Source organism: Vibrio sp. OPT24, from assembly GCF_015163545.1.
GTDB classification, from domain to species: Bacteria; Pseudomonadota; Gammaproteobacteria; order Enterobacterales; family Vibrionaceae; genus Vibrio; species Vibrio cyclitrophicus.
In genome coordinates, this window is the sequence record NZ_JADDYI010000048.1 from 613362 (window position 1) to 633160 (window position 19799).

17 protein-coding genes and 4 pseudogenes are annotated in these 19799 nt (G+C 42.1%); 14 read left to right on the plus strand and 7 right to left on the minus strand.

The genetic code is table 11. The features are described 5' to 3' along the window. Positions 1–145: 145 nt before the first annotated feature. Complete coding sequence (gene tnaA / locus IQO02_RS12320; RefSeq protein ID WP_193838548.1) at positions 146–1615, plus strand: tryptophanase; 1470 nt, start codon at positions 146–148, stop codon at positions 1613–1615. Positions 1616–1715: 100 nt separating this feature from the next. On the opposite strand, the gene IQO02_RS12325 is transcribed toward tnaA, so the two are convergent. Continuing rightward, a complete protein-coding gene (locus IQO02_RS12325) occupies positions 1716–2588 on the minus strand; it encodes a LysR family transcriptional regulator (protein WP_016768227.1) in 873 nt (290 codons plus the stop codon). A 252-nt stretch (positions 2589–2840) separates the two neighbouring features. On the opposite strand from IQO02_RS12325, the gene IQO02_RS12330 reads away from it, so the two are divergent. Both IQO02_RS12330 and IQO02_RS12335 read left to right on the plus strand, forming a co-directional pair. Next, positions 2841–3080: a hypothetical protein gene (locus tag IQO02_RS12330; RefSeq protein ID WP_010438426.1), complete on the plus strand. Its 240-nt coding sequence runs from the start codon at positions 2841–2843 to the stop codon at positions 3078–3080. A gap of 212 nt (positions 3081–3292) precedes the next feature. Continuing rightward, positions 3293–3610, plus strand: coding sequence for a Dabb family protein (locus IQO02_RS12335; RefSeq protein WP_016767095.1), 318 nt, complete (start codon positions 3293–3295; stop codon positions 3608–3610). A gap of 162 nt (positions 3611–3772) precedes the next feature. On the opposite strand, the gene IQO02_RS12340 is transcribed toward IQO02_RS12335, so the two are convergent. Continuing rightward, positions 3773–4993 carry a DUF3103 domain-containing protein gene (locus tag IQO02_RS12340; RefSeq protein ID WP_016791260.1) on the minus strand — a complete coding sequence of 407 codons (1221 nt, stop codon included), beginning with the start codon at positions 4991–4993 and terminating at the stop codon, positions 3773–3775. 324 nt (positions 4994–5317) lie between these two features. After that, positions 5318–7141: a M4 family metallopeptidase gene (locus IQO02_RS12345; RefSeq protein WP_016791261.1), complete on the minus strand. Its 1824-nt coding sequence runs from the start codon at positions 7139–7141 to the stop codon at positions 5318–5320. A 695-nt stretch (positions 7142–7836) separates the two neighbouring features. Here IQO02_RS12345 and IQO02_RS12350 point away from each other — a divergent pair. The 5 genes from IQO02_RS12350 (at position 7837) to IQO02_RS12370 (ending at position 12838) form a co-directional block, all read left to right on the plus strand. After that, positions 7837–8361 carry a DUF2059 domain-containing protein gene (locus IQO02_RS12350; RefSeq protein ID WP_010438433.1) on the plus strand — a complete coding sequence of 175 codons (525 nt, stop codon included), beginning with the start codon at positions 7837–7839 and terminating at the stop codon, positions 8359–8361. A gap of 128 nt (positions 8362–8489) precedes the next feature. Further along, a complete protein-coding gene (locus IQO02_RS12355; RefSeq protein WP_010438436.1) occupies positions 8490–9149 on the plus strand; it encodes a Bax inhibitor-1 family protein in 660 nt (219 codons plus the stop codon). A 448-nt stretch (positions 9150–9597) separates the two neighbouring features. Continuing rightward, positions 9598–11016: an SLC13 family permease gene (locus IQO02_RS12360; RefSeq protein WP_004733551.1), complete on the plus strand. Its 1419-nt coding sequence runs from the start codon at positions 9598–9600 to the stop codon at positions 11014–11016. Positions 11017–11022: 6 nt separating this feature from the next. Continuing rightward, complete coding sequence (locus tag IQO02_RS12365) at positions 11023–12378, plus strand: ATP-binding protein (RefSeq protein ID WP_016791262.1); 1356 nt, start codon at positions 11023–11025, stop codon at positions 12376–12378. Then, a complete protein-coding gene (locus tag IQO02_RS12370; RefSeq protein WP_010438444.1) occupies positions 12365–12838 on the plus strand; it encodes a response regulator in 474 nt (157 codons plus the stop codon). Before IQO02_RS12365 ends, IQO02_RS12370 begins: the two co-directional genes overlap by 14 nt. 141 nt (positions 12839–12979) lie before the next feature. Here IQO02_RS12370 and IQO02_RS12375 read toward each other — a convergent pair. Continuing rightward, a pseudogene (locus tag IQO02_RS12375) lies at positions 12980–13216 on the minus strand (transposase); the annotation flags it as partial. A 120-nt stretch (positions 13217–13336) separates the two neighbouring features. Between IQO02_RS12375 and IQO02_RS12380 the strand changes: the two are divergent. From IQO02_RS12380 to IQO02_RS22460, 4 genes and pseudogenes are all read left to right on the plus strand, one after another. Beyond that, the gene (locus tag IQO02_RS12380; RefSeq protein ID WP_010438450.1) at positions 13337–13690 is read left to right on the plus strand and encodes a YkgJ family cysteine cluster protein; all 354 of its coding nucleotides are present in this window, start codon (positions 13337–13339) and stop codon (positions 13688–13690) included. A gap of 64 nt (positions 13691–13754) precedes the next feature. After that, positions 13755–13978: pseudogene (locus IQO02_RS22180) on the plus strand (hypothetical protein); the annotation flags it as partial. Positions 13979–14067: 89 nt separating this feature from the next. Then, the gene (cyaB, locus tag IQO02_RS12385; protein ID WP_016791263.1) at positions 14068–14619 is read left to right on the plus strand and encodes a class IV adenylate cyclase; all 552 of its coding nucleotides are present in this window, start codon (positions 14068–14070) and stop codon (positions 14617–14619) included. A gap of 27 nt (positions 14620–14646) precedes the next feature. Continuing rightward, a pseudogene (locus IQO02_RS22460) lies at positions 14647–14914 on the plus strand (hypothetical protein). Between the two features lie 98 nt (positions 14915–15012). Here IQO02_RS22460 and IQO02_RS12395 read toward each other — a convergent pair. Both IQO02_RS12395 and IQO02_RS12400 read right to left on the minus strand, forming a co-directional pair. Continuing rightward, positions 15013–16041 carry a methionine synthase gene (locus IQO02_RS12395; protein WP_010438456.1) on the minus strand — a complete coding sequence of 343 codons (1029 nt, stop codon included), beginning with the start codon at positions 16039–16041 and terminating at the stop codon, positions 15013–15015. Between the two features lie 27 nt (positions 16042–16068). Then, a complete protein-coding gene (locus IQO02_RS12400) occupies positions 16069–17046 on the minus strand; it encodes a DUF1852 domain-containing protein (protein ID WP_010438459.1) in 978 nt (325 codons plus the stop codon). 342 nt (positions 17047–17388) lie between these two features. Here IQO02_RS12400 and IQO02_RS12405 point away from each other — a divergent pair, with 342 nt between their 5' ends. Further along, complete coding sequence (locus tag IQO02_RS12405) at positions 17389–18198, plus strand: sulfite exporter TauE/SafE family protein (RefSeq protein WP_016783918.1); 810 nt, start codon at positions 17389–17391, stop codon at positions 18196–18198. Between the two features lie 226 nt (positions 18199–18424). Then, entirely contained in the window at positions 18425–19429 is a 1005-nt protein-coding gene (locus tag IQO02_RS12410; protein ID WP_016791265.1) for a metal-dependent hydrolase, read from the plus strand. A 74-nt stretch (positions 19430–19503) separates the two neighbouring features. Here the strand turns inward: IQO02_RS12410 and IQO02_RS12415 are convergent. After that, positions 19504–19767, minus strand: a pseudogene (locus IQO02_RS12415) (carboxypeptidase M32); the annotation flags it as partial. Positions 19768–19799: the final 32 nt, after the last annotated feature.

Consider the following 19799-nt stretch of genomic DNA (forward strand, 5'->3'; position numbering starts at 1 on the left):
AATATATTTATAGCTATTAATTATTATTGTAATTATCACGAGAATGGTTGTGCGTGAAATTAAATTAATAGTGATGACTCGTGACATCTAAAAATAATGAATTTGGCTTTCTTCTTATAAGTTGAATTTGTTGAATGGGACTATTATGGAAAACTTCAAACATCTACCAGAACCGTTTCGTATTCGCGTTGTAGAGCCAGTAAAAAGAACAACTCGCGCCTATCGTGAACAAGCCATTGTCGAAGCGGGCATGAACCCATTTCTACTTGACAGTGACGATGTATTTATCGATTTGCTGACCGACAGTGGCACCGGTTCTATAACACAACGTATGCAAGCGGCGATGTTAATGGGCGATGAAGCCTACAGTGGCAGCCGCAGTTACTATGCGTTGGCGGATGCAGTAAAGGATATCTTCGGCTATGAGCTGACTATTCCTACACACCAAGGACGCGGTGCAGAGCAGATCTATATTCCTGTTCTTATTAAGAAGCGTGAAATGGAAAAAGGCCTCGACCGTAGCAAAATGGTCGCCTTGTCTAACTACTTTTTCGATACCACGCAAGGTCATACTCAAGTGAATTGTTGTGTCGCGAGGAACGTTTATACCAAAGAAGCATTTGATACTTCAGTGAACGCGGATTTCAAAGGCAACTTCGATGTTGTTAAATTGGAAGAGGCGATCTTAGAGGCGGGCGCTGCCAATGTTCCTTATATCGTGAGCACGATTACATGCAATTCGGCTGGTGGACAACCAGTATCTATTGCCAACCTGAAAGCTGTGTATGAAATAGCTCAGAAGTACGGCATTCCTGTGATTATGGATTCTGCACGTTACGCTGAAAATGCTTATTTCATTCAGCAACGTGAAGTCGGTTATCAAGATTGGACTATCGAACAAATCACTCGTGAGTCATACAAATACGCGGATGGCTTAGCCATGTCAGCTAAGAAAGACGCGATGGTACAGATGGGCGGGTTGTTGTGCTTTAAAGACGACTCTTTCATGGATGTGTACACAGAGTGTCGAACCTTGTGTGTCGTGCAAGAGGGCTTCCCAACTTATGGTGGCTTAGAGGGTGGTGCGATGGAGCGCCTTGCGGTCGGCCTTTATGACGGCATGCGTCAAGATTGGTTGGAGTATCGCATCGGTCAGGTTCAATACTTGGTCGATGGCTTAGAAGCTATAGGCATAGTCTGCCAACAAGCGGGTGGTCATGCTGCATTTGTCGACGCAGGTAAATTGCTTCCACACATCCCGGCTGGTCAGTTCCCCGCACATGCTTTGGCGTGTGAACTGTACAAAGTAGCAGGCATTAGAGCTGTTGAGATTGGTTCTCTATTGCAAGGCCGTGATCCGACTACGGGAGAACAACATCCGTGTCCTGCTGAGTTATTGCGTCTGACAATTCCTAGAGCGACCTACACGCAAACTCATATGGACTTCATCATCGAAGCGTTTGAAAAAGTGAAAGAGAATGCAGGGCAAGTTAAGGGGCTTGATTTTACTTATGAGCCACCAGTGTTAAGGCACTTTACTGCCCGCCTAAAAGAGGTTGAAACAAGTACTAAACAATCTATAAAAAATAGTAAGCTAGAGCTCGAAGAAGCTTAGAAAAACGAGCGAATAGTCACCAATACAAAGGCTCCCGTGGGAGCCTTTTCTTGTTGTTGAGTTACTCTTAACAAATCAACCTAAATCGCTAAGTTTATGGTTACTTTAATACTGAGTTAAGCGTATCAAAAAGCCACTTGTTCAATGGCGCGTCTTTTTGTGAACGACGACAACTCATGACATAGCTGACGTCGATAATGAGCTTTTCCGGTAAATCAATACTTCTACAGCCTTCGGGTACGGTGCCGTTTAGAGTCATACCAAAATAGTCGGACTTCAATACAATATCGTGGATCATTGCTGGGTGATCAGCTTCCACTTTTGGAATAACATGAAATCCGATATTTCGAAGGCGATCGAGAATAGGGTATTTATTGTCATTCCAACCCGGCGTTTTAAATAGAATGATTGGATAGTTGGCGAGTGATTCAAAGCTTTGTGCTTTATGGTCTTCTCTCACAAAGAATACGACTTGTCCTTTTCCGATCTCCATTTGTGAAATGGACTGAGGGAGGCTGTCATCAAAGTAGTGAACAGCAATAGCTTTTTCACCGTCAATGATTCTGTTTTTGACATTGGTTCCCCACCTTACGAATGAGTAATGCGCATTGGGTGCTTCTTTAGCAAGCGTTAGGTAAAGTTTGGATCCGTAGCGCTCCCAAAAGAGCGTGTTAGCGTAGATGGTGATATCACCTCTATAAGACTCAGGGCAGAAGGCTTGGTGTTTTATCGCTTCGACACTGCTTAGTATTTGCTCAAAATTTTCGATGTTATTTTCAATAAAAGTCGTGGGTTCAAACCCGTTTTTGGTTTGAATGAACAGTGGATCGTCGAGCTGCAACTTTAACTTTGAGAGGTTCTTGCTGATCGCCCCAGAGGTTTTTCCTAGCGAATCCGCAACCAGTCCAACATTGCGAAGTTCATACATACGCTTGATGACGAGGATATTTTGAATATCTAGATTGATGTCCACAGGTTCTCCAAATGATTCCTTTATAAGCAGCAATCTCTGTGCGTTAGGCGTACAGAAATCATATGACTCTAATATCATATTAGTAGTGAAAAACTGATAAGACAGCACAGCGTCAAAACTTCGCTAATCCCTTGATTTTCCATTTGGTAAATCTTGCTTTTCCTCGAATGGCTCATGTTCGATTGTTAAAGTTACTTCAACAAAAAACAGATACCAAACGAACAAAGAACTAAAAATACAGCGAGGTGATGTATGAACAAGTTAATCACACTTGGATTGATGGCTTTATCAATGAACACGGCTTTTGCGGCTGACGGTACTTATGCGAGTACTCTCGATATGACGAGAATCGAAGGTAATCAAGTAAAGGTTGAGCGTGTGGAATCTGAGCCAGTACTTGAAGGAAGAAATGACGCCAATAATGGCGGAATAAAATTCCACAAGAGTGTTGATCAAGACCAAACGATCCAGCTTACAGGTCGTCGAGATTAACGTTAGAACTGTGCCTATTATTTTCATGAGAAATGCTGTGCTCTTGAGTGCAGCATTTTTTTGTGTCGGGATTTTGAGTATTTTATAAACTCTAGTGGTCAGCCTTGGCATGTTGTGTCACGTGTGGCATTTTGTTTTTCTCTAACTTCACACCGTTACTCGTGCTAGTTAAGGCTAAGCGTTACAAACGAACGATTCGAAAAGGACTAGGAATGACTCAAAAAGAAACAGGAATGATTCGTCATATTTTACTGATTAAGTTTAAAGAAAACGCAGAGGCTTCAGAGGTTCAAAAACTAAAGATGCTGTTTGAAGCGATGCCAAACAAGGTTGACGGGGTAACTTCAGTAGAGTGGGGGTTAAATGATAGCCCAGAGAATAAGAACCAAGGTTATACCCATTCAGTTTTAATGACGTTTACGGATGAAAAGGGGCGTCAGAACTATCTTCCACACCCAGAACATGATGCGCTGAAAGATGTATTTCGTCCGTTGTTAGACGACATCATCGTGTTTGATTACTCCCTATAATTAGTCCTCTCTGTATGCTCTCTAAAGCCTAAAGCGATAAAAGCGTATATACCTGAAGTTTATTTACACAAGGTATATACGCTGAGTCATCTCGAATAACGAAGCGTTAGGGCTTGTGTGGCCGAGCCCTAAACGAGAAGGCCCTAATCAAGAAAGTACCAACTACTCTGTAGGAGAGATAGTCAGCGGGGCGAACGAAGCTACTGCATTTCCGCCGGCACCAGGGTGATCAACATAAGAGGTGTTTTGCATTAAGGTGTAGTACACGTCCACAAAGTCATCATCATTCACTAATACACCATCAGGAATCACATCGATAATCTTGCCTGTGATCTGAGGGATGATCGCATAACCCTGAACTTCTGGATCAGGAATCATCTTCAGTATCTCTTCTGCGGCTTGAACCAAGAGCTTTGCTAGCGCTTTATAGTCTGTTCCATCATCGTGCTCCATTAAGATCATATCTGCAGCGCCCCAGCGGTAGCGAGGCCAGAAAATGACCGTTTGATTTGGGTAGTACGTCTGTTTGTCGTAGTCCAGATAAGGCATTTCTACTAGATCTATTTGTGGCTCTAAGCGGCTTGAATCGACCCCTGTCACAATGGCGTAGATTTCAGCTTTGCCAGAGATCCATGGTTCTTGGTCTACAGCCAAACGAATCTTTTTTAACTGAGTGGTATTCAACGGCTCAGGTTCTGACATAGCCATGGAGCGCGTAGCCTTACCAATAAATGTTTGTGTCTTAGTGCTACGGCTTTCACTGTTGCTGCTTGTGTTTTTGGAGCCTGAATTAATTTGTGTTGTTGTACCCAGCTTCTGCATTTCAGCCTGCATTGCCATTAAGCCTGCTTTGAGCTCTTCGGCACCGTTGCTATCAACGACAAACACTGGGACGTCTGGCATTTGGTACACATCTAGTTCATGAACCTGTCCGTACACGTCATACGCTTCAATGTATTGCCAATTCGAATCATCACCTGATGGTTCAAACGCAAATAATGGGCTTTCGCCGTTCTTCCAGGCTTCAATCATCGCTTCATCGGCCATGCGAATTTCTAACACAGAGTCGCTGAAGTTGTTGATCCCTTTCATCTTGCGATAACCAAGGTCCGCTTTCTGCATCCTGCTTGAAAATGCAGAGTAAGGCTGAGTAGAGCTCAATTTATCGACAGGCGTGGACAAGTTCTTTTCTGAAATTTGAGCCTTTAGGGAAAGCTCAAGATCGGAATAACGCTCGCTGATTTGTAACGCCAAAGATTGCTTTTGTGCTGAGGCGTTCTCCGAAAGAGAGCGTGAGTTTACTGTGTCGATATTGTTTGCATAGGACTGGAAGCCAACCACTGTCGTTGCAAGCACCATACTGATAGAAATAAATGGTCTCATAAATAATCCTTATTTTAATTTTTATCATTAATAGAGCATTTACCCTATAAGGATTAACCTATCAGTAACGTGAATGTGTTCAAAAGTTAGTCAGTTATTTTTGTTTCGTTGTGCAGCACAGGATCTCAATTTAAACTGTTTTTATAAAACAATACCTAAGCAACCTAGATATTTATAAATTAATAAACGTATCAGTAAATAATTTACAATATTATTAACTACTATGGTATTTCATGAAAAAACCTACTCAAAGTGAGTAGGTTTTTATTTCGTGGTTAACCGCTAGCTCTCTATTTTCAACTTGTTTGAGAGACTCGCTCTAACTCAATCTAAACGTAACGTTAGGCCAGAATAGTTCGAGTATCCGCGCAGTAACACATGGTAGGTGATACCCGGCTGAGCGCTCACACTACATTGCTCGTTGTTTCCAGCACGATAAGGTCGACAATCGTAGCTTGAGGTTGTCGGCTTACTGCCTGATTTCACATAAAGGTCGGCATCACCTGAACCACCAGACATTGAAACCGTTGCGCTTGATGCAGAATCAACGGTGAACGTGTAGAAGCTCTCTGAAGATTGATTCCCGCTTAGGTTCGCAATCGGTGTGCCTTTCGTTAATACATTGCCAGTTGGTGGCGTTGAACCACAGCTCCCGTTCACGCCTACCGTGTTAAAGGCATCTTCAACATCGGCAACCACATAGCCCATGTCTGCTGCGGCTTTCGCAACACCACAAGCACCAGCGTCAAAGGTACTGTTTGCCGTCCAATACAATTGGTTTGCGACTGTGAAGATCTCGAAACCCTTACGCACATCCCAGCCAGACTTATTCGCTAAAAGGTAAAAGGCACGGTTGTAAACACCGCTAGATAAGTGAACGTTCAAACCATCGTAGTATTGAGAGGCATGATCAATCGATCGACCATCTTTTGAAGGTTGATCAAAGTAACGCAAGCCACCTTCTGATTTGAAGATATCGCTACCGACCACCCAATCCACGTTCCCACGCAGATAGTATTCAGCCGCTTCGCCCGCAATATCGGAGAACGCTTCGTTAATGCCACCTGACATGTTTTGGTACACCAAACCGGAGTTTTGCTCGGTGAACCCGTGGCTAACCTCGTGAGCACTTACGTTGATATCGACCAGTGGATAAAAGGTGTTTTTGCCATCCCCAAATGTCATGGATGAGCCATTCCAAAAGGCATTTTCATAATCTGTGTCGTAATGAACTCGCATCGTCAGTTGGAAAGTTAACGGCGACGTATTCATCCACTCTTTGTACATATCAAACACGACATTACCGAAGTAGTGCGCATCGTTAAGAGGCGAGTAAGCCCCGTTGATGTATTTATGATCGGTGTAGTTGGTTCCGTCGGCACAGTTGTAGCTGTAGGCTGAACTGCCAGACGTTCCGTTCCTCAAATCGACTGTCTTAACTGATTCATTTTCTAACTTACAAGTTGTGCCTGTTTTGTCGATGGGAAAGCTAGGGAAGTCACTGCCATATTCATATCGAGTGGTTTTGAGGTTGCCACCTGGGCCAGTACCTAATGCTTTAGCGTGGTTTAGCCCATTCCATTTTTGGAGCACATCGCCAGTCGTGGCATCAATAAAGTAGAAAGGGCGCTCTGGCATAGAAGACGCGATAAAGAAATCGACCAGATACACCACTTGAGCGACTTGGTTCTCATCCAGTCTCACCATCAGTTTCGCGTTTTTATTTTCAATCGACTTTTTGCCGACGGTAAACGTGCGGTGAGCGGACAGTGCGGCTTCTATCGCTTGCTCTTGATTCAGCTTTGGTGCGATGCTGGATAGGTCTCCACTGATCCCTTGTGCCATGGAACCGAACACTTGAGTGGGTTGGTTCTTGGAAAGGGTGGCGACAACTGAGGTATCAAAGACGGGTAAACCTCGGTGAGTTTGTTGATAGCGGACTTTCGTTTTCCCATTGGGCAATACCACCCGTTTTACTTCAGAAAAACCTAATTCTAGTGGGGCAACACTCTTCGACTGAGCGGCGAGACTTTGTTGTAGTAATGCATCATTATCGACTCTGACCATTTCTGCAGCGTGTGCAGTAAAGCCAAAAGATGTACCTAGAATAGCTGCTATTTTCCAGCTTAGTTGACGTTGTTGGTTCATTTTTCGTTCCTGATTTTAATATAAACTCCTTCTTCCCAACGGCTTTATAGGAAGTCTATATGCAACACGCTAATGCCATGCATTGCGAATCAAGATTGGAAGAGCATTTGGATTTCTGACAAGTTTATCGAGGAGATTGAATTTTATGGTATGTAATTCAAAGTTTACAAAAATTCTTATTGATCAAATTGTTTTTTATAAAATATAAGTTTGTTATTTATCGTAAATATATGAGATTAGTGGCCTTATTTGAACTCAGTATTTTCTATTTCACGCCTCAAATATCCTTATGCAACAAGCTAGTTATCCAAATTTAAATAAATAACAAAATTGACAACAAAGGTTGTTTTAGGTTTTTTTGTTATGTTTTCTATCAATATGAAGGTTTTTAATACGTATTGCTAGATATGTTATTTAGTTTTTTGTAAATAACCTATTATTGGGCAGGATAATGTTGGATTTTAGTGGTTGATCATAATTAAATTTATATAACCTCTTGTTATTTATAAGGAGGGTCGTGTAAGGTTTGCATGATAATTAACTGAATTAATTCTTATTCTAAAAGAAAATTTTATGGTTGGTGACTATCTTGAGGGGAAAATTTGTCAACCTAAAATATTCACTTACCGTATTGAGTTTTTAATTTACGATTGATTATCATTTTGCAAAGTTTGGCATTCATATAGTTATGTTTAATGAAAATTAAAAGGGTTACAATGAGAAAGGTAATTTACGTCTGTGTACTGTTCTTCTCGTCAATTATTTATGCTAGTGAGCAGCCCCTTACCGAAGAAAAGTACAATAATATTATTAAGCTCATCGAGATGACCGGCTCAATTGACCTTGGATTACAGATGTCTCAAACGATGACTAGTCAGTTGGTTGTAATCGTATCAAAAAATAACCCTGATATACCCAAAGAGAAATTTGAAATAATTGAAAGAACTGTTAATTCTGTGGTTGAAGAGCAACTAAGAGGTAAAAATGGATTCTTCAAAATGATGACTCCCATTTATCACAAGTATTACACCAATCAAGAAATCGAAGAGCTTATTGCTTTCTATGAGACATCACTGGGGAAAAAGAGCATAAAAATAATGCCTAACATTGTCCAAGAGAGCTTTAGCATAGGCCAAGCTTGGGGCAAGCGAGTAGCGCCTATTGCAATTAAAGAAGTGAAGAAGCAATTTGAAAAAGAAGGTTTTACTTTATTGCTGTAATCAAGGTGTCAATTAAATTGATGCATGCTGTTTGGTATTTTTAGAACAGAGTATGGGGTGTTTGATAACGTTAATTGTTTGCGCCATTTGGGTAAGATGTTCTGTTAATTGAGAAAGGATAATTAGAGATGATGGAATCCAATGTTTTTGAACGAAAGAATACCGGTGAAAAAGAAATAAGCTCAAGGTTATATAACCTTACCATCGGAGCCGTTCTTTGTTGGGGTTTTTGGGTAAATTGGCTAATGGTATCGAGTATACCTGTCGAATCTATCACTGCGTTTAACCCTTGGATATTTTTTATAGGTTACTTCACAAGTTGCTTCTTCGGAATCTATCTGTTTAGCAAGTCATCAAACCCACTGGTTAGTTTTGTTGGTTACAATTTCGTAGTTGTCCCTTTTGGACTTATTATAAATATGGTCGTATCTAACTATTCTCCATCTCTGGTTCTCGATGCTATTAAGGTGACAGGCTTAGTGACAGGCATCATGATGTTGCTAGGTACAATATTCCCTGCTTTTTTCCAGAGAATTTCTGGAGTGCTAGCGATTTCATTAATAGCAGTTATTGTCGTTGAACTCTTCCAGGTATTTGTGCTTGGTATCCATCAAGAGTGGTTGGATTGGGCGGTCGTCATCATATTCTGCGGGTACATAGGTTATGATTGGGGGCGTGCAAATCGAATACCAAAAACCTTAGATAATGCGGTTGATAGTGCAGCAGCACTCTATATGGACATCATCAATCTCTTCTTAAGAATTGTTCGTATTATGGGGCGAAAATAGCTCCCAAGTAATGTGTTATACAGCGTGGTTTATTGTAAGTAACATTCAAACGAGGTATCGGCATTACGTTTTCCCCCTTAACAAGGCGCTGACGGATCCCCTCATAATTTCCCCAGTGAGCTTGTTCAACGTTTTTATCAGAAGTGGCCCCCGATTTTTCGGACATGACTTTAAGTTACAGATCTGTTTTGAAAATTCCCAGAATAACTTGAACGGATTATGATTAGAAACGTAGAAACCACTTTCCTGAATTTAATTGCAACAATAAATGACATACAAACATAGAGGTAGCGCACAAAATCGAAAAAGGGGATATCGCGATTACGTAATCATTGATCTAGCCGATAGTGAGATAGTGATAAGAGGTCGATAATTCGTTGTCGGATCTAAATTAGAACTTTAAATCTAATTTCTAAGTAGTTGTTATCTCAGGAAGAGTTTTTGTGCTATGCGCCCCTATATTAAATACATTATCCCTATTTTAATTCCTTTCATTATCCTCGTAATGCCGCTATCAGCATTTCCATTTGAAGGCCTTACGATTATTCAACAACGCGTTATCGCGATCTTTTTATTAGCGGCATTGTGCTGGGTGTTCGAGCCCATCCCGATCTACGCGACGTCTGTTGTTATTATCGTTCTGCAATTGTTGATGTTGTCGGATAAAGGGCTGATCTTTTTAAGGTTTGAGCATGGGCAGGAACATTTTGGTGAGTTGTTAAAATACAGCGACATCATGGCGACATTCGCCAGCCCAATCATCATGCTATTTTTGGGCGGTTTTTTCTTAGCGATGGCCGCCACTAAGTATCGATTAGACGTAAACTTAGCCCGTGTATTATTGAAGCCATTTGGACAAGACCCGAAGTTTGTGATGCTCGGCTTAATGCTGATCACTGGTATCTTTTCGATGTTTATGTCTAACACAGCAACAACGGCAATGATGCTATCTATTTTAACGCCGGTGCTGGCTGTGTTTGGCCCGAAAGACCCCGGTCGTATAGCGTTTGCGCTTTGTATCCCTGTTGCCGCTAACATCGGTGGCATTGGTACCCCAATCGGTACCCCGCCGAACGCTATCGCACTTAAATATTTAGTTGGTGATAACCTCATTACGTTCGGCGAATGGATGGCATTTGGTGTGCCGTTTGTCGTTATTATGATGGCGTTAGCGTGGTTTTTAATCGGCTTTATGTACAAAGCTGACCAAAAGAAAATCGAGCTAAGCATCAAAGGCAAATTCCTTAAAACGCCCAAAGCCATTGCGGTATACGTCACTTTTGCGCTGACCATCATTCTTTGGTTAATGGGCTCAAGCCATGGCATGAACTCTTATACCGTCGCTCTGATTCCTGTCGCTGTGTTCTCACTTACAGGGATCATCAATAAAGAAGACCTGAAAAAGATTTCTTGGGACGTATTGTGGCTTGTATCAGGTGGTATTGCGCTTGGTTTAGCTCTCGATAAAACTGGCTTAGCAAGGCTCGTGGTACACAGCATTCCGTTTGATGCTTACTCACCATATGTGGTGTTGTTCGGAGCAGCGTTCTTGTGTTTGGTAATGGCAAACTTTATGTCTCATACCGCAACGGCTAACTTGTTAATGCCAATTATGGCTGCATTAGGGTCGTCTATGGCCTCACTCACGCCACTAGGTGGTGAGTTAACGTTAATTCTGGTTGTGACTTTTGCCGCTTCATTAGGTATGTCGCTGCCAATCAGTACGCCACCGAATGCGTTGGCTCATGCCACTGGTCATGTGCAAAGTAATCAAATGGCCAGAATCGGTATTATTTTGGGTGTGGTTGGTGTGCTACTGAGTTTTGTTATGGTGTGGGTGCTACATTCAATTGGTCACATAGGATAACGATACGTGTATCAACAAAAGCTAGAAGCACTTATCGATCGTTATTTTAATCAGACAGAACGTCGGGTGACGTGCCGTGCCGGTAACACCATTATTGAACAATCAGCGTTAAACACTCGTTTATATTATGTGTTTAGTGGAGAACTGGAAGGGTTTTATACCGATGCGAATACACCGCAAGTGCGAGTATTTAGCGCAGGTCGTGGGGCTTTTATAGGTGTTCATAGCTTCTTTTCAGGTAATTGGACAGCATCTTCAACGGTTGTTGCTAAAACCGATGTTGAGTTAGCGTGGATCGATAAAGACACGCCGGCAGAAGATGAACGTAAATTTGGCCCTCTTACCGCACAGTTTACACCTGTGATTGTCAATGAGTTGTCGCGTCGTCAACGCCGTGCAACACAAGAAGCGATAGCGAAACAAAAAGCGCTAGAGAAGTTACATACTGCTGAGCAAATTACGACCTTGGGTCAATTGGCTGCAGGGATTGCCCATGAGCTTAACAACGCTATTGGTGTAGTAAATAGTAAATCTGGTCGACTTGAAACGGTCATCATGGAGCTACTTGAAGAAGTGCATCCAGAAGCCAGTCAATTTTTCGATTTTGGGTTAATGCATGGTCAGAAAACGTCGTCGTCAGAAGCGCGAACACGTGGGCGACAATTTGAAAGAAAATATGGCTTAGACAAAAACATTGCTCGCTCTCTTGCGAAGGCGATTCCAATTGACGCTTCATCTGCAACAGACATTATTTCAAAACATTGGCTGAAAAACCCAGAAGAAGCGATTCGTTTTTGGCAGATGGGCTGTGATTTACATGATTTACGTTTGGCATCTAAACACACCGTTGGCATCGTAAAATCGGTTAAACAACTTGGCAGAGTTGATATTGACACCGAAGAAGCGGTGGATATTAATGACTCCATTAACCATGCCTTATCGTTGTTACAAAGTGAGTTACGTAGAGTGTCTGTGCGATTGAGCCCTGCAGATTTGCCGACTTTTAAAGGCTCGAAAACAGAGCTCGTTCAGATTTGGGTCAACATTGTAAAGAATGCTTGTGATGCAATGTCGAATTCAGACGATGCTGCAATAGAAATTCAAACCAGATTAAGTAAGAAAAGAATATTAGTTACGATTGCGAATAACGGCCCTGAGATAGACGAGGGAACTCGTAGAAAGGTATTTCAGCCCAACTTCACCACTAAAAAAGGTGGTTTATCGTTTGGATTGGGCTTGGGTTTATCAATAGTTAAGCGGATTGTGGCGGGTTATGGCGGAAGTATTATTGTGAAAAGTGATGCTTCTAAAACGGTATTTAGAATCAAGTTACCAATAGAGGGTGAACATGGAGAAGCTTAATTTAATCTGTGTCGATGACCAGAGAGAAGTACTGAGCGCAGTGGTACAAGATTTAGAGCCGCTGGCGAGTTGGCTGAATATTGAAGATTGTGAATCAGCGCAAGAAGTGCTTGATCTCATTGATGAACTTGACGCAGAAGGCGAACACATTACCGTCATCGTGTCTGATCACGTGATGCCAGGGAAAACGGGTGTGGAGTTACTCACTGACGTGTTCCATGACAGCCGCTTTCCGAATACAAAGAAAATTCTTCTTACGGGGCAGGCCACTCATACCGATACCATCAATGCGATTAATGCTGCAGGCATCGACCGTTACTTTGAGAAGCCTTGGCAAGCAAGCACGTTGGTTGAATGCATTCGCACTCTTGTCACTGAGTACATATTTGATCAAGGGCTTGATTACACGGACTATCAGAATGAGCTTGACCAACAGGTTGTGTTAAGACGCTTACGCTAGTTTCTTACGTTAGTCTCTTGCGTTAGCCATTTACGTTAGTTTCTTGCGCTAGTCATTTATGTCAGTCGCTTGAAATTATATGTACCGAAGGAAGCTTTCTGAAGGAGTTTGTCTTTGAAAGACGTAATCATTCGGTGCATATATTGCTCCTCTCATTTTAGTCTTAAATGAGACCTCAACCTGCTTGGTTCTACGACTGATGCTGGTGTAATTTGGACAACTTAATGGAACATTGGTAAGTCTAAATTTCGAGTCGATAAATCCTTGCAGCGCTCTCAGTGGCATAGAAAAAACTCTCTTCGCCATGAACGCAATCGTGATAGCTAAATCACTGAACCGACGTGGCCTCCCGTGCTTATTATGTTTGCTTTGCGCCCACCCGCTTCTTCAGCTGATGGTTCTATGACTTCGGGTTCTTAGATTTAGGTTAATTCTCAACTTCTAGCGAATTATGTATTGCTCTATAATGGTCGCGCATTACATGAGAAGAAGATATTGATGGACAATAATAGAGAAATAATTGCATACCTTCGTGAGAGTATTCCAGCATTTGAATGCGTTAAAGGCTGCCATGATTGCTGTGGGCCTGTAACGACTTCATCTGAAGAAATGTCGCGACTACCAGTCAAATCTGACGCAGAGCATGAAGCTGCCTTAAATGAATATAATTGTGTGCATTTAGGGCCTAATGGTTGCGAAGTGTATGAAGAAAGGCCACTAATATGTCGATTGTTTGGCACAACACCTCGTATGGCATGTCCAAATGGGTGTCGTCCAGTAGAAATGGTCGATTTAAAAATTGAACGTCAGGTGCATTATTTCATCAGGAACACTCGCCAAGTTTTAGTGTAGTTGGCTCAATAGCCAACAGATCGAACTACAATCACATCAGCATCAAAGATAGCTCACTTATTCGTATTTTCAGTTTCGCAATCGCTCTTTTGAAATCTCGAATAATCATGTCTGTTTCGATGGTCACGCTTGCGATATCAAGTTACAGGGAAATATTCTTCCTTTGGTATCGGGTCTGTTATTAAGCTTTCATACACGAAAGGCGCGATGCAAAAACGCAATATTTACCTTCCTAAAGGGGCAATGAACCAAGATGAATGGAAGCGTGTATTAGCATGTCGTGCATAGTTCCACTTCTTTAGTTCGTGTTGTGCGCCAGTTTGTATTTCAGGTTCTGTTGGTGTGCTACTATCCCTTTTTTTGCACCGAGCTAATTTATGACTAACGACCATTTCCAGGGTAAATACGAAGTAGAGCTTAAGTATCGTCTCGATTCTAAATCAGAGTTTTTGAAGACATTGAATCTTATTCCCCATGAAATGATGCTCCAAGATAACTTTGAGTGCGATTGGTATTTCGATAGCCCAGACAGAAGCTTACAAGCTCAAAACAAGAGTTTGTGCATTCGTACTATGGAACCGTCGGGCATCAAACTATGGATTGTAAAAGGCCCAGAGTCTGACCGATGCGAAGCGACAAACATCACCGATGCGTCGAATGCTAAGAGTATGCTTGATAACTTGGGTTACGAAGTGATTCTTGAAGCGCAGAAAACTCGCAGTATTTACTTTGTTGGAGAGTTCCACATCACGGTCGATTCTCTTGCGGGTATTGGTGAGTTTGCCGAATTTGCGATCATGACGGACGATGAATCTAAGTTGTCTGTTTATAAAAGTGAGCTTGAGTTGTTAGCCAGTAAGTTCGGGCTGACTCAATCAGCACTGCAAACTCAATCTTACAAACAGATGTTCGAAGAAATGAACGAATAGCGCAGCGCTAAAGCGTCAGGGAGAGTTATGGACACCATTATCAAACAAGCAATCGAATTGCGAAAAGAAAAATGTATCAAGAGTCTCGTGACTTATTGGCAACGCTACTCACTGATGAAAACTATGCAGCGAAAGCACATTTGCAGATTGCGTGGTCTTACGACAACCAAGGCAAGAGCAACAGGCGATATCGCTGTTACTTGAGCTTTTAGTTTCCACGACGAATAGCGAAGCAATCAAAGAGTGCCAACGAGCGATCTCTTTGTATGCTCAAGACCTAGATAAAACCTGGTAAACGGCCGAGTCTAAAGCTCGTTAACTCACATGACAAAAAACCTAAGCATCAATGTGATACTTAGGCTTAAAGGCATAGCTTATTTAGTTAAAAAGTCGTTACGCTGAAAGCTCTTTACGTACAATCTCTGCGCCGGCACTTAGCGCATTAAGCTTCGCTGAGGCAATTTCACGAGGTAGGGGAGCCATACCGCAGTTAGTGCAAGGGTAGAGCTTGTCTGCATCAACGTACTTAAGTGTTTCTCGTAGAGTGCTCGCTACTTCTTCTGGTGTTTCAATGGAATCGGTAGCCACATCAATCGCACCGACCATTACTTTCTTGCCTCGAACCAGCTCAAGTAGCTCAAGAGGCACATGAGAGTTGTGACACTCTAAAGAGATAATATCGATATTCGATTGCTGCAGCTTAGGAAATACCTCTTCGTATTGGCGCCACTCTGTGCCTAATGTCTTTTTCCAATCCGTATTTGCTTTAATGCCGTAGCCATAACAAATATGTACTGCTGTTTCGCACTTAAGCCCTTCAATAGCTCTTTCTAAACAAGCGATGCCCCAATCATTCACTTCATCAAAAAATACGTTAAACGCAGGTTCATCGAACTGAATAATATCAACGCCTGCAGCTTCTAGCTCTTTCGCTTCTTCGTTGAGGATCTTCGCAAATTCCCACGCGAGCTTTTCACGGCTTTTGTAATGCGCATCGTAAAGCGTATCTATCATAGTCATCGGCCCCGGCAGAGCCCATTTAATTGGTTGGTCCGTTTGCTGACGTAAAAATTTAGCATCCTCGACAAAAACGGACTTCTGACGAGAAACTGGGCCAACTACTGTAGGCACACTCGCATCATAACGGTTGCGGATTTTAACGGTTTCACGCTTTTCAAAATCAACGCCATTCAAGTGTTCGATGAAGGTCGTTACAAAGTGCTGACGTGTTTGTTCGCCGTCGCTCACAATATCAATGCCTGCTTGCTGCTGCTCGTGCAGGGAGACACGCAGCGCATCTTGTTTGCCGTCTGTTAGTTCATCGCCTTGCAGTTTCCATGGCGACCAAAGCGTCTCTGGTTGTGCAAGCCAAGACGGTTTCGGCAAACTGCCCGCTGTTGAAGTCGGTAATAGTGTTTTCATATTTAATACTGCCTAATTCAGGTGGGACTAAAGTGCGTAATTTGCAGACCAGTTCTCTAGAACTGATTGGTATGGCTTAATGAAATTTTCTTCAGCGAACTTACCTTGCTCTATTGCGAGTTTGCTGCGCTCTTCTCGGTCATACACGATTTGAGTTAGCGAGTGGTCCAAGTTTTTCAAGTTTGGTTGGTAACAGTTGCCCGCAACCGCGTTCGCGTTGTAAATCTCAGGACGGTAGATTTTCTGGAACGTACCCATAGTGCTGATGGTGCTGATAAGTTCTAGGTTGGAGTAATCGTTAAGTAGATCACCAAAGAAATAGAAAGCCAGAGGAGCAACATTATTTGGTGGCATGAAATAACGAACTTGTAAGCCCATCTTCTTGAAATATTGCTCAGTTAAAGAAGACTCATTCGGTTGGTATTCAAAACCTAATACTGGGTGTTGGTTTTCAGTGCGGTAATAGGTTTTATTATCTGATACGCTTAAGCATATAACAGGTGGTTTATTAAAGTTCTTTTTGTAAGCGTCAGAGTTAACGAAATATTTAAAAAGCTTGCCGTGTAAATCCCCAAAATCTTCTGGAATGCTGAATTTATCTTGGCCTTTATTATGATCCAATAGACGTACGCTAAAGTCATAATCTCGAACATACGAAGAGAAGTTATTTCCCACAATACCTTCTATTCTCTCGCCAGTTTTTTGATCAAGAATGTTTGTTTTCAGCACTTCAATTGAAGGAAACGCTTCGCCACTACTCTCAATATCCATATCAACAGAAACGATTTCAAGCTCTACAGAGTAGCGGTCGCCCTTTGGGTTGTCCCAATGTGCTAAGGCGTTGAAACTGTTGTCAATCATCTGTAGCGCGTTGCGTAAGTTAGATTGGCGGTTATCGCCTCTCGCTAAGTTCGCAAAGTTGGTGGTGATGCGCGTGCTATCTGCTGGTTGGTAATTTTCGTCGAGGCTAATGCTTTTAATCGTAAAATTAAATTCTTTATTCATGCTGATTTAGTATCCCAATTTTTTTCTGATTCTCTCGGTCTTTAGTATTAAAACGGCTTTTATTTTTTGCTTGTGACCGGATTAAGAATCGAAGGCTATGCTGTCTTAAATTAATGCTTATTAGAATTAATTTCATATAAAGTTAATCGCTTAAGGTTTTTATACGTTGTTCAATGGGTGATTAATAATGGTATTACTTCACATTCAACATGAGGAATATTCATGATCTATTATGTTTGAAAATTTGAGCTGGTGTCAGTTATATTAATTAGCATGATGGATATATAACCACATTAAAAGTATGTTATTTGAGACGATTAATTTAATTAAGAGATGGACGAAATGAGTGAGTTGCTGTTGTTGATTTTATACTGTGCACTATTAGGCAGTGGTGTTGGGTTTCTAGCTGGTTTGTTAGGGATTGGCGGAGGGCTGATCATTGTTCCGGTGTTAAGCAGCATTTTACTTTATTTAGAAGTTCTACCGTCCGATCAAGTTGTTGTCGCTGCGATTGCGACTTCCTTGGCCTCGATTCTATTTACTTCTACTTCTTCTGCGCTTGCTCACCACAAGAATGGAAACGTGCCTTGGGATCTGGCGCCTTGGATCATGCTCGGTGTTGCACTGGGTGCACTGGTTAGTGGCTTTATGGCGGCTCTGTTGCCAGAAAAAGTTGTTCGTATTGTGTTTGCAGTGAGTGTGGTTCTTATCGCAATAAAGATGTTCTTAAGCAGCAAAAACGACGCGCCTAAAGAAAGAAAACTGCCAAATAAGGGCATCTTAACCGTCCTGACAACGATCACGGGCGGTTTGTCTGCGATGATTGGCATTGGTGGTGGTGCATTACTGGTTCCGCTGTTGACGTTTTTCTCTGTCGATATGAAAAAGGCCATCGGTTGTGCGTCTGCTTGTGGCATTGTTATCGCGTTATTTGGTTCAATCGGCTATATCAGTTCGGGCAGCAGCCACTTTGCTTTAACTGACGGTTTTGCTGGTTTTGTTTATCTACCTGCGTTGCTGGGTATAGTATGCACTTCTTGGTTTACGGCTCCGTTAGGTGCAAAAGCAACCAACCATTTACCGGTTCCAACGATTAAGAAAATCTTTTCAGTATTGTTGGTGGTTATCGCGGCAAGCATGGTTTCTCGTTAATAAAAGATCGCTCAAGTATGAATATATGGAGCAAAAACGAATAAGTTGATCAACTACCAATAATTAGAAAAGGGCAGTTTCATAACTGCTCTTTTTTATCTCTCGGTCTATGCTTATACAGCTATGTACATGAGTATATTGATAAAACTGTTTAGTTATGAACGATTCACTGCTATAGCTAAATGTATCTTGTTTGATTCAACGGAATGCTATCAATGAGTGGTTTATGGATCCTTTAACGCAGGGCGTATTAGGCGCTTCTTTGTCACAGTCGGCAAGCAGAAAACAGAACTTGGTTGTCGCTGGGGTATTAGGTCTACTCTCTGGATTGGCTCCAGATTTAGATGCACTGATTAAGTCTCAAAGTGACCCTTTGTTGGCTTTGGAATTTCATCGACAATTTACCCACTCACTTTTTTTCATCCCCATTGGCAGTTTGATCTGTGCTTTGGCTCTGCATCATCTCATTGCAAAAAGGCGCGGGCTTTCTTTCAAACAAAGCTGGCTGTTTTGTGCTCTGGGTTATGGCACTCATGCACTGTTAGACGCTTGTACCACTTATGGCACGCAGTTACTTTGGCCTTTGACCAACGCGCGTTTTGCTTGGAATACCATATCAATAATCGATCCTGTTTATACGCTTCCCATCTTAATTTTACTTGTGTTTGCAACGTTGAAACGAGCGCCTTGGCTAGCGCGTGTCGCATTTACTTGGGCTTTGGTTTACCCAACATTAGGGATGATTCAGCGAGATAGGGCAGAGGCGATTGGGTGGCAATTAGCGGAAGAAAGACAACACACGCCGATTCGATTAGAGGCAAAACCGAGCTTTGCTAACATTCTGGTTTGGAAAGTAGTGTACGAAACAGAGGCTCATTATCACGTAGACGCAGTGCGGGTTGGTACATCGGTAAGCACGTATCCCGGAGAGTCGATCGCTAAGCTGAACGTTGGCAGGGATTTACCTTGGCTTGACCTTGATTCTCAACAAGCCAAAGACATTGAGCGCTTCCGCTGGTTTTCTAATGGCTACATTGCGCAGGACCCAGCAGATGAGCTGCGTATTATCGACGTCCGATATTCAATTGTACCGAATCAAATGAAAGCACTATGGAGCATCAAGCTATCAAAAACTGTTGATGTTAACGCCCATGTAAAATACGAAACGCACAGAGATAACACTCCAGAATCGAGACAGATCTTTTTCGGTATGCTCACTGGCGATAAATGACCTAGTTCTAAACAGTAAAAAGGCTGAGTCAGATAATCTGCTCAGCCTTTGTTTTTCTGCTGTCTAATAGAAAACTATAGGTAACGACTTCTCAAATGATCTTTGAAGTATTGCGCATTTAAAGTCTCACCGGTTGCACCTTTCACTAAATCATCGGTGGTCAGCAAGCTGCCTTTGCTCCAAATATTTGATTCTAACCAAGTGAAGATAGGTGAAAGATCACCACTTTCAATCACAGAGTTCACATCAACAGTTTTCTTCATTGAAGCCATGAACTGAGCCGCGTACATCGCACCTAGTGTGTAAGATGGAAAATAGCCGAATGCGCCGTCGGTCTGGCGAACACTCATCACTATTTTATTCTCTATAT